This window comes from Blautia sp. MB18-30 (assembly GCF_023669475.1).
Lineage (GTDB): Bacteria > Bacillota > Clostridia > Lachnospirales > Lachnospiraceae > Blautia_A > Blautia_A fusiformis.
Genome location: NZ_JAMOYY010000033.1, coordinates 18111 through 29229 on the forward strand (window position 1 = coordinate 18111; position 11119 = coordinate 29229).

7 protein-coding genes are annotated in these 11119 nt (G+C 41.6%); 2 read left to right on the forward strand and 5 right to left on the reverse strand.

Annotated features, from left to right (window positions below; genetic code table 11):
- Window positions 1-4: 4 nt before the first annotated feature.
- From NCY57_RS13165 to NCY57_RS13175, 3 genes are read right to left on the reverse strand one after another with little or no spacing between them, the layout of a single operon-like run.
- Complete coding sequence (locus NCY57_RS13165; RefSeq protein ID WP_021651520.1) at window positions 5-823, reverse strand: carbohydrate ABC transporter permease; 819 nt, start codon at window positions 821-823, stop codon at window positions 5-7.
- The gene (locus NCY57_RS13170) at window positions 823-1710 is read right to left on the reverse strand and encodes a carbohydrate ABC transporter permease (protein ID WP_021651521.1); all 888 of its coding nucleotides are present in this window, start codon (window positions 1708-1710) and stop codon (window positions 823-825) included. The genes NCY57_RS13165 and NCY57_RS13170 overlap by 1 nt, the downstream gene beginning before the upstream one ends.
- A gap of 60 nt (window positions 1711-1770) precedes the next feature.
- Window positions 1771-3060: an ABC transporter substrate-binding protein gene (locus NCY57_RS13175; protein WP_015525935.1), complete on the reverse strand. Its 1290-nt coding sequence runs from the start codon at window positions 3058-3060 to the stop codon at window positions 1771-1773.
- A gap of 156 nt (window positions 3061-3216) precedes the next feature.
- Here NCY57_RS13175 and NCY57_RS13180 point away from each other — a divergent pair, with 156 nt between their 5' ends.
- Window positions 3217-4962, forward strand: coding sequence for a sensor histidine kinase (locus NCY57_RS13180; RefSeq protein WP_092070120.1), 1746 nt, complete (start codon window positions 3217-3219; stop codon window positions 4960-4962).
- Window positions 4959-6530, forward strand: coding sequence for a response regulator transcription factor (locus NCY57_RS13185; protein ID WP_250789748.1), 1572 nt, complete (start codon window positions 4959-4961; stop codon window positions 6528-6530). The genes NCY57_RS13180 and NCY57_RS13185 overlap by 4 nt, the downstream gene beginning before the upstream one ends.
- On the opposite strand, the gene NCY57_RS13190 is transcribed toward NCY57_RS13185, so the two are convergent.
- Together NCY57_RS13190 and NCY57_RS13195 are read right to left on the reverse strand one after the other, a co-directional pair.
- A complete protein-coding gene (locus NCY57_RS13190) occupies window positions 6524-9808 on the reverse strand; it encodes an SbcC/MukB-like Walker B domain-containing protein (protein ID WP_250789749.1) in 3285 nt (1094 codons plus the stop codon). The two genes, NCY57_RS13185 and NCY57_RS13190, sit on opposite strands and share 7 nt — an antisense overlap.
- Window positions 9808-10953 carry an exonuclease SbcCD subunit D gene (locus tag NCY57_RS13195; protein WP_021651526.1) on the reverse strand — a complete coding sequence of 382 codons (1146 nt, stop codon included), beginning with the start codon at window positions 10951-10953 and terminating at the stop codon, window positions 9808-9810. Before NCY57_RS13195 ends, NCY57_RS13190 begins: the two co-directional genes overlap by 1 nt.
- Window positions 10954-11119 lie beyond the last annotated feature (166 nt).

Below are 11119 nucleotides of genomic sequence, written 5' to 3' on the forward strand. Positions count from 1 at the left end.
TCCTTTATTTTACAGCTCCCATTGTCAGTCCGCTTGTAATATATTTTTGTGCACAGATGTAAAGGATAATTGTGGGAATAATACACAAGGTAAGTCCTGCAATAAACAGATTCCACTGTGTGCTGGTAGCACTTCTGAACATGAAAAGATTTACCGTCAGCGGTCTCAGTTCACTGTCTCCAATGAGAATACTGGGAAGCAGAAAGTCATTCCAGGACCACATAAAAAACAATACACCAATGGTAACCGTTGCTGGTTTAACAAGTGGAAATACGATCTGCGTCATAATTCGAAAAACTCCACATCCATCTATTGCGGCTGCTTCTTCCAGCTCCCGAGGTACATTTTTCAAAAATCCCGTAAACGTCAGAATTCCAAACGCACAGAAGAATCCAATATCAAGAATGATAATTCCTCCAAGGGAATTGGTAAGATTGGTATTTGTAGCAAGTACAGAAATAGGAATCATAACTGCATGAAACGGCACGATCTGTCCGAAAACAAAATACAGATACAGATTCTGTGAGATTTTCCCACGAAGATGTGAGATTCCGAAAGCACCGGCAAACGATACGAACAGCCCTCCCAGCATAGCTCCCAATGTAATCACAACAGAATTTTTTAATGCAACTAAAAAATTCATGCTTTCCATGGCATTTTTAAAATTATCAAGATATAAAGACTTTGGTAATGCCAGAAAATCAGCCGCAATTTCCGGACTTGTTTTAATTGAATTCATAACGATCCACAATACCGGTAAAATAAAAATAAAGCCTAATATAAACATTGCTGCGGTACCTGCAATTTTCTTTTTCCATGTCATTATGACTGCACCTCTCTTTTTCTAGTAATATTAAGCTGAATCAAGGAAATTGCTGCTATGATCAAAAACAGGATCACCGATTTCGCACAGCCATACCCCATATTAAAAGTTCCAAATGCGTCATCATAAATATTCATGGCGATCGTCTGTGTTGTTTTTGAAGGTCCGCCGCCGGTTAAAGCGTAGTTAATATCAAATGCTTTAAATGCATTTGCAATAGATACAAACAGATTGATCGTAATCGTTGGCATCAGAAGCGGAAGCTGGATTTTTATAATACGATTCAGTCCCACACATCCGTCAATGCATGCCGCTTCCATCACATCAAGAGGAATCGACTGCAAACCTGTGATGTAAAGGATCATCAAAAATCCCAGGCCCTGCCACACGGTAACCACTGATACCGCCGCAAATGCTGCCGTTGAACTCCCGAACCAGCTAAACCCTGTTACTGCTTCCGAATGTAAAAGTTCTCCAATTATTGGCGTTACTTTCTGAAAAATAAATGTCCACGCCAGGGCGATCATAACTCCACTGATAATATTCGGAATAAAAAAGAACGCCCGGATCACTGGCTTACCGAAAATATGTGTATTCAACGCCAGAGCTATAAAAAAAGCCAGTACATTGGTCAGAACAATCGTAACCACTGCAAGTTTAAACGTCAAAAACATAGATTGTATAAAATCTCTATCATGAACCAAATCGACAAAGTTTTTTATTCCGATCCAGTTATGCGTTCCTTTGATCAGATTCCAACTGAAAAACGAATTCGGGATCGTTCCAAAAATTAACGGTCCTGCCAGCGCAAAAGTATAAATACACAGTGCCGGCAGCACAAGAAGGAAATAATATTTTTTCTGTTTTCTGTATAAAATGTCCGACATGTTTCCTACCCCCGTATATAGCAGGCGGACTTTTAAAAGTCCGCCTGTTTTCCTGTGTGTTTATTCTTCTGCAAGCTTTTTAAATCCTTCATCAAGAGCATCCAGGGTCTGATCTTCATCGGTTATTCCTGCAAAATATCCCTGAACATCATCGCCCAGAACATCGCTTGCTCCGCTTGGAAGCTGATTCCACAAAGTACTTCTGACCTTTCCTGCATCCATATACGCTTTCAGATCTTTATAATAATCCTTACTTGCAATTTCATCATCTGCTTCAATGTCCATGCAAGCCATAAAGCCGCCGTAGCTGTTGGTCACTGTTTTCAGCCAGTCCCCGCCATCTCCGATATAATCAAGCACTTCCAGGGCTTCATCCAAGTGTTCCCCGTTTGCGTTGGCCACGATCGCATCTGTTGCACATGCCACAACTTCTGCATCATCTGCGTTATCACTTACTGGAACTGCAAAAAATCCGATGGGAAGATCCTGTGTTACACTTCCTACAGAAATCGTTGCCGCATCTGAAAGAAAGATCATTGCTGCTTCCTGGTTTGCAAATGCATAAAATCCTGTGGCCGCATCCGAATCCATATAATTCTGTCCGGAATTTTCTTTCATAAGATCCATAAAATCAAAGACTCTGTCTACGCCATCCACCTTAAAGCTCCCTTCTCCCTTATTCATGGAATCCAGCCAGCTGTCGATCTTATCTTTTCCACCAAGTACTCCTCCGAATAAGGAGCAGAATTCCTGACTTACTGTCCAGTTATCTTTATAAATAGCGGTAAATGGTGTAATATTCGCAGCCTGAAGTTTTTCACAGACTGCTTTCATCTCATCAAAAGTTTCCGGCACTTTTTCAATTCCTGCTTTTTTAAAAAGATCTTTATTATAAAGTACACCCCACCATTCATACATCTGTGGAAATCCCCACACTTTGCCATCATAAGTAACTGCTTCTTTTGCATTGTCATAAAGTTTGTCCACAAACTCATGATCGCTTACGTCTGCCAGCAGCCCGTTCTGTGCAAAATCATATACCTGAGAATAAGAACTTACTTCAAAAAGATCCGGCAGATCTTTTGCCGCTGTCTTTGCTCCAAGATACTGGTTATAATCTCCGGACTGCATCTCCACAGATAATTTTATATTATCATGAGTCTGATTAAACCCTTCCGCTGCTTTATTGTAAATATCCGCAGCTCCGGAAGTCCACACTGCCATCTTGATCTCAACTACATCGTCTACATTTTTCAGATTACTTTTTGCGTAAACCGGCATCACTGTTCCAACAAGCCCCATTGCCATGAGCGCTGCCATTGCGCACGCTGTCACCTTTCTTCTCTTCATTTGTAAACCCTCCGTTCTTTTTTGATGAACTCATTATATTATAATTTTTAATATCAAAACAGTGCACACTTCTTGACATTATGTGTCACTTTTCATAATATGTATTGGTTTTTTTTACTCATCATTATATAATAATACCGAAAGGAGGGGTAAGAATTGTTTTCTATTACTGCAAAATTTAAAGAACACTCTATAAAATTTCGAATTCTTGTCATCGTTCTTCCAGTTGTGATTCTCAGTTATATCATTTTATTATCTTCTTTTTATATGATTTATGTAAAAGAATCCCGTAACAATATTCTTCTGGAACATGAAGAGAATACTCTGTCTATCGCAAAAAATACAGCCAGTTATTTTTCCTCACTGAACTCCAACATTGATCTGCTGCTTTACGGAACAGAAATTCAGTCTCTGATCCATTCCTATGCAGATAAAAAGCTCAGTCCGGAAGAAGTTCAGTCCCAGTGTAACACCCTTTTCTCCACATATCTTTTAGGTGCTCAGTCTAAAATTCAACGGGTTTATATTGTTCTGACCGATAATGGGATCATTTCCAATCAGACTATTTATAATTCCACCCTGGAACAACAGGAGCAAAAACTGGAGCAGCTCAGTGAGTATCTAAAACAACCAAAGGGAACTCTCTGTTATTACTATTCTCCAAAGGAACCTTATACCATCACTGCTGCCAAAAATATTTTTGACATTCAGAAACCGGAAAAGAAGATCGGTATTTTACTGACTGAGATCAATATCCGGTTTATGGAGGATATGATCACGGAGCATCAGGATTCTGAATATAGTTATTATTCCCTTTTTCAAAATAGTGACCTGGTATATACAACTTCCCCCTATGCCCCATCCGTCACAGCCAGCATGAATATGAATTATCACTCCCACAGGGGGAATAGTAATTTTTATGCCATCCGCTATTCTGTAAACGATTTCTTACAAATCGGAGGGCTTCTCAACACAACCGGCGCATTTCATTCGATCAATCGTGTATGGCGTCAGCTACTGGTTATTTCCATATTTTTTCTCTTGATACTGGTTTTCGCTGTTATTCAGATTTCAAGAACCATATCCCAGGAATTTCAGGTTTTTATCACTAAGTTAAAACAAACTTCTGTTGCCGATGAAACCGCCCTGATCCACACAGTTTCCAGCAACGAATTTTCTGAGCTGACAAAGGAATACAACCATATGCTCCTGCGCCTTCAGGAATCCGGAAAGAAGATCACGGAACAACAGATTCTTCTAAAAAACGCAGAGCTGAAAACGCTTCAGGCACAGATCAACCCACATTTTCTTTACAATACCCTGGACTGTATCTCAAGCCTGGCATCTCTTGGAAAAACAGCGCAAATCACAGATATCGTTCCAAAACTGGCTGATATCATGCGAATGAGCATCAAAGGCCCTGATCTTCTTCCTATTTCAGAAGATCTTAATTACGTAAGAGAATATTTGGATATTCAGAAAATGCGTTTCCAGGATCGGCTTCTTTTTCTGATCGAATGTAACGATCCCATGGAAGATCTGTATATCCCAAAACTGATCATACAGCCGGTCGTTGAAAACGCTATCATACATGGTATCAGTGAATCTGTGGAAAATGGCTTTCTTTCTATTCAATTATTTACTTTTAAAGACGATGTACTGATCAAAGTCTATAACACCGGCCCCCTGTTTTCTCACCAGGTAATTGAAAAGATTCACTCTGTATCACAAACTTCTTTTTCCGACCAGAAAAGCATTGGGCTTATAAATATTCAGATGCGGCTACGGTCCCAATTCGGAAATTCCTATGGACTGCTTCTTGAAAATATGGAAGACCGTACTTCTGTATGTGTTACGATCCGTATTCCACAAATACATCAAAGGGAGGACCTGACAAAATGAAAATTCTGATCGTTGATGATGAAAAGATCATCCTGGAAAAACTTAAAATGTATATTTCACAGATTTTTACAGAAAAAGAGAATATTTTTACTTCTGACAATGCAGCAAAAGCACTGGAGATCATATCCTCTCAGCAACCAGATATCATTCTTACGGATATCCGTATGCCAGGAAAAGACGGCCTGTATATTTCTTCTTTCGTGCATAATAATTTTCCAGATAAGATCGTAATACTGATTACCGGTTTTTCTGATTTCAAGTATGCACAGACAGCGATTAAAAACCATGTTTTCGATTATATCCTAAAACCAGTAGACGAAAACGTCCTGAAAGAATCCGTATTGAAAGCTATACATACTATCACCGAACGGAAAAATCAGGCGATCATGCGCAAAAAATATGAATCCTATCTAAAAGAAAATATCAGAAATCTTCAAAAAGATTTTTTTGAACGGTTACTTTTCAGGAACACCACTTCCCTTTCTTCTTCTTTTCATGAAGAAGTCACCATGCTCCGCCTGGATCATATTAAAAGCTATTACCTTTTATACTGCAAATGTTCTACAACAGTTTCAAAAGATCTGGAAAAAGAATATTACTTTACGCATATCGCCGAACATTATCTTCAGGAACAGATTCCGGGAGCTCTTATTTTTTCTTATGGAAACGCTTTGTATTCCTTATGTCCGGACATTGATGAAAAACAACTTACAAAAATAACTAATTTCATACATGGGGAACTAAAAAAAAATCACGTTCTCATGTCCGCAGCCATCAGCAGTCACTCTGAGAATCTGTCTGAAATTCCCCTGCTTCGAAGCCAGACTGTAGAAATTTTTAATACCCTGAAAAATTCCAGTCATTTTGTCATGCTCTACCGTGATCTGGAAACCAACCCCGTTGCTGTCATGTATGAAAAATCCAACTATTTTCAGGTTCTTCTCAATTCCCTGTCTTCCGGTGACAAAACAATGATTCAAAGGCATTTTGATGAGATCTCCCAGTTTTTCACCCGGCAAACTCCTGATGAGTTCAACAGTTTCATGTATAGTTTTATGACTCTTTTTCTTTCTTTTTTTCAGTCAGCTTCCACGGAACTGTCAGATTCGGTACGTCAGATCACCAAAACACAGAAAGAGCTTTTTTCAACCTCCTCACTTCTGGAAAAAAAGACTGAAATATTTCAGGACTGGATGTTTCAGATTGCAGGCCTTCTGAATACTGATAAAATTAATAAAAACAACTACCTGACCAGTCAGCTGATTGAATATATCCACGCAAATTATGAAAAACCTCTGAGCCTATACAGTATCGCCGATGAATTTAACCGAAGTACTCCTTATATCAGCAGACTGATCAAACAGACAACCGGCAAAAATTTTACGGATCTTCTTACCGATCTGCGTATCCAGAAAGCTAAAGAATTGCTGAAAACTTCTTCCTATCACGTAAATGAGATATCCCACATGGTAGGATATCCCAATTTTCGTTACTTCAGCCGTATTTTCAAGCAGCAAACTGGTATGACTCCCAATGATTATCGGAAGATTTCCTGCCGTTTTCACTGAATTTTTATACTGCTTCCCACACCATCCCCACCACATTTTTTGGTGACGATGATCTTATTTTCGATCCGTTCCTTCAGTTCTGACACATGTGAGATAATTCCTACCAGACGTTTTCCGTCGGCCAGACTTGTCAGGGCTTTCAGGGCCTGTTCCAGGGATTCCTCATCCAAGGATCCGAATCCTTCATCTACAAACATGGAATCCAGCCGGATTCCCCCTGCGCAGGCCTGGATCTCATCAGACAGGCCCAGTGCAAGGGACAGAGATGCCTGGAAGGATTCCCCACCGGACAATGTCTTTACACTTCGTTCTGTTCCGTTATAGTGATCTATGACATTCAGATCGAGACCTGCTTTTTCTTTCTGATTTTTGCTCTGCTCCTGGCGTTTCAGTTCGTACTGACCGCTACTCATGGTCATAAGACGGAGATTGGCTCTTCGCAGGATCCGGTCAAAATATGCCATCTGGATATAAGTTTCCAGCTCGATCTTTGCCTTTCCGTTCAGTTTTCCATTGGCTGTATCCGAAAGATTTTTCATCCAGACATATTCTTTTTCCGCCGCAGTCATTTCCGTCTGACGTACCTGCACTTTATGATATATTTCCTCATTTCCCTTCTGAACAGAAAAAAGTGCTTTTCGTTTTTCCGAAAGCTGTGTTTTCTCTTCCCTAAAACGGCTGTACTGCTCTCTGAGCGCATCCTCATCTACTTCTCCGATTTCTTTTTTCTGCTCCTCAAAGTTTTTTACAACCGCTGTTATTCTTTCCTTTTCCGCCCGGATCTCCTGTAATTTCTGTTGAGCTCTTCTGCTGCTTTCTTTCAGCTCTTCATACAGCTTCCTCTGTGTTTTTATTTCCTGTTCCAGAGATTCTTTTCCACCTTCTCCGATCTCTTCGTTCAGCTCATCCACTTTCTGTGCTTTATTCTTCCTCTCTGTTTCCAGACGTACGATGTCCTGTGCAGCTTCATTGATAACTCTTCCCAGTTCTTTCAGAGTCTTTTCTCTTTCTATGATCAGCTTCTCAAGATCCTGTTTCTGTTTTGCTTCTTTTTCCTTTCCCTGAACTTTTTCTGACAGGCAGCTGAGCATATCCTGTATCTGTCTTTCAAATCCTGCAGCTGTGTTGTCCGTCACTTCTCCATTTCCTGACACCAGACTTTTCTGAATCAGTTTTCGGATCTCTTCTGCTGTTATCTGCTGCTGCTTTTTGTTTTCCACGTCTCTTGTCTGAAGACCGGCCTGTTTTCTGTCACATTGATTTTTCTCTTCCTGTAACTGAACGATCTCTGTTTCCAGCTTTTCGATCCACGTTTCTGTTTCGTTCTTCTTTTTTTTACGTTCTATTGCTATGCGAATCTCTTCCTCGCTGTCTGCCAGCTGCTTTTCACATTGGTCCTGTTTTTCTTTCAGCAAAGGGATCAGCTTTTTCCATTCCGTCTCATGTAAAAGCTCTTGTGCCTCCCTCTGGATCTGATGCCATAATGTTTTCTGGCGTTCTTTTCGTTTTCCTGCTTCCACACTCTGCGTATTTGCGTCATTCTCCAGTCTGTCCAGTTTTTGTTTCTCTCTGTCCAGGATTTCCTGATCCACAACCTGTCCTTTGGGAAGTATTCCCGGACGCGGATGCTCGAAAGAACCACATACCGGGCATGGGCAACCCTCTTTCAGTTCCTGCGCCAGGAGCCCTGCCTGCGCGTCCAGAAAACTCTGAAACAGTTTCTGGTAAACTTCTCTCTGCTTTTGTACTTTTTCAATGGAAATCTTATATTTTTCCTGCTGCTCTTTCGTGGCATTATAAGCCCCTTGAAACTCCTTAACCAGAGCAATCAGTCCTTCTAATTCTTTCTTTTTCCGAAGCCCTTCTGTCTTTTTCGTCTCTGCCTTCTGAAGTTCCAGCTCCGCGCTGTCCAACAGCGCCTTGTCTTTCTTTTGCTGCTCCAGCTCTTCCTTCTGCTGCGTTTCTTTCCGGATGATTTCTTCCTGCCATCCATCTATCTGTTTCTGTTCTTTTTTGATCTCTTCTTCCGTCAGCAGACAGCTGTCATAGCTTCGTTTTTCACTGTCCAGTTTATCGTACTCAAACTTGTATTTTTGTAGTTCTTCTCCTGCATCTGCCAGTATTGAAAGGCGTTTTTTTTCTTCCTCATCTTTTTTCTGCAAAAGCTGCTCTTCGGAAATATCCTTCTCTTTTTTTTCACTGACTGTTTCAAGCTTTCCTTCGATTGTTTCCAGCTCTTTTTTCAGCTTTTCCAGCTCCTGATATTTTTTCAGCTTTTCTTCTTTTTCACGGATCCTGATTCCAAGCTCTTCACATCTGTGATCTGCATCTTTATATTTTTCCGCCACTTCTACTGCAAGCTGTAGAAGTGGTGTTAATTCTTCCAGATCTTTTTCCGCTTTTTTCTTTTTCAGCTCCAGATTTCGTTTCTGAGCCACAAGATTTTGTGCCTCTTCTGATTTTCGTATATCCTGATTAAGCGAGTCTTCTTTTTCCCGGAGCTCTTTTTCCTGTGCTTCACCATATTCCAGAAACTGCTTCAGAAGTTCCAGACTCCGCTCCAGTTTTCCCTCGAATTTTATCTTTTTCAGTTCGTCAAATTCCTCTGCCTCCTGCCATGAAGCAGTCTCCGTTTTCACTCCATCCAAATACTGGGCAATACTGCGGCGCATTTCATCATATTCCTTATATCTGGCTATTGACGCATCCTTAAGTTTCATCTGAATCTGCTGATAAAGTCCTGTGTGAAAGAGCTGTCGGAAGATCTCTCCTCTCTGTGTAGTTCCTGCCAGAAGTAATTTCTGGAAATCCCCTTGGGCGATCATTGCGATCTGTGTGAACTGATCATAACTCAGTCCCAGAAGCTGTTCCACTGCCGCAGTAACATCTTTTGCCTTTGTCACCGGCTGACGTTCATCCGGATAGATCAGCTGTGCTTCAGCTTTTCTAAGAGTCTGTCCGGTGCCTCTTTTTTTCGGAGCCATATATTCCGGACTCCGGCGCACGTGATAATTTTTCCCCTGATAGGAAAAAACAAGCTCCACAAAGGTCTCTGTGGAAGGCTCTGCATATTTGCTCCGAAACATGGCCGGATCTCTTACCTCTCCACTGGCTCTTCCATATAACGCAAAGGTGATCGCATCAAAGATCGTGGTTTTTCCTGCTCCGGTGTCACCGGTGATCAGGTAGAGACCTCCCTCTCCAAGCTTTGAAAAATCAATCTCTGTTTTGTCCGCATAGGGCCCGAAGGCACTGATGGTCAGTTTTTTCGGTCTCATTATTTCACCTCCTGGATCTTACGGATCAGGTCTTCGGAATATTTCCGCTGTTCTTCATTCATGGGCTGGTTATTCTGCAGTTCAAAAAATTCCTCAAAATATTCCAGCTCAGATTTCCTTTTCACCGTTTCTGTGCCTGCGATCTCCTGGTTTTCTCTTGTGCGTCGGTTATCATATTCCAGCCTCATCAGATTCGGATAAATAGTACGGAGCTTCTGCATTCCATCTACGATATCTTCTTCATCTGTCAGCGTGATCTGCACATAATCCTCTGTGTTTGTGTCCTGATAACCGGACAGTGATGTGATTTCCATGTATGTGCCCTTCAGTTTTCGCATATCCCGTAGAGGCTTCAGCGGAATCTCCCTGATCTTGAGATTTCCTTTTTCCAGAAGCTCCACAACTGTCGCGGATTTCTGCTGTCCTGCCTCGGAAAAAGAATATTTCAAAGGAGTTCCGCAGTAGCGGATGTGCTCGCTTCCCACATTCTGAGGACTGTGGATATGACCAAGTGCCACATAGTCAAAATCCCGGAACACATCTGCCTCCACCTGGTCGATACCTCCAACGGAAATCTCTTCAGAATCGCAGCGCATTGCACCGACCACAAACTGATGGGCGATCAGTACATTGCGATGACGTTTATCAATCTCCATATGTGCAACTGCCGCCTGCACGGCCTCCTGGTAGGTACGGATCTCATCCACCTCTTCTTCTCCTTCCAGCCCGTGCCTCACAGTTGCCGGACGCACAAATGGAAGCAGATGGATCCACACTTCTCCATAGCTGTCCGTTAAACAGTACTTTTCTGTTTTTCCATCGTATACCGGGGTCATGCAGATCCCACTGCTACTCATGATCTGTGAACCGAAAGCGATCCTTTCCGCACTGTCATGATTTCCGCTGATGGCATACACCGGAATCTTCCTTTCTGCCAACTGCGTAAGAAACCGGTCAAAAAGCTGCACGGCTTCCGCAGACGGAACCGGTCTGTCATAAAGATCCCCCGCAAGAAGAACCCCGTCCGGTGCTTCTTTATCAATGATCCTCAGGATTTCATTCAAAATATATTTCTGATCTTCGATCATGGAAAACTCATTGACACGTTTTCCCAGGTGAAGATCTGATAAATGGATCAGTTTCATCGATCACCTGCCACTCAAAATGTGATTAAACATACTCACATCGAGATAATGCGGATTCTCACGAATACCGCTTACTGTTTCTTTGTGTATGCTTTTGAGTAACCGGAGTTATCTCTACTCACAGATCCTAAGTACACTCCACAGTCGTTAATTCCCGAAATAGCCT

What these genes read in the sequence shown, in the direction of transcription:
- NCY57_RS13170 (WP_021651521.1), bottom strand. Translation starts at nt 1,710, where the DNA reads ATGTCGGACATTTTATACAGAAAACAGAAAAAATATTATTTCCTTCTT.
- NCY57_RS13195 (WP_021651526.1), bottom strand. Translation starts at nt 10,953, where the DNA reads ATGAAACTGATCCATTTATCAGATCTTCACCTGGGAAAACGTGTCAAT.
- NCY57_RS13190 (WP_250789749.1), bottom strand. Translation starts at nt 9,808, where the DNA reads ATGAGACCGAAAAAACTGACCATCAGTGCCTTCGGGCCCTATGCGGAC.
- NCY57_RS13175 (WP_015525935.1), bottom strand. Translation starts at nt 3,060, where the DNA reads ATGAAGAGAAGAAAGGTGACAGCGTGCGCAATGGCAGCGCTCATGGCA.
- NCY57_RS13185 (WP_250789748.1), top strand. Translation starts at nt 4,959, where the DNA reads ATGAAAATTCTGATCGTTGATGATGAAAAGATCATCCTGGAAAAACTT.
- NCY57_RS13165 (WP_021651520.1), bottom strand. Translation starts at nt 823, where the DNA reads ATGACATGGAAAAAGAAAATTGCAGGTACCGCAGCAATGTTTATATTA.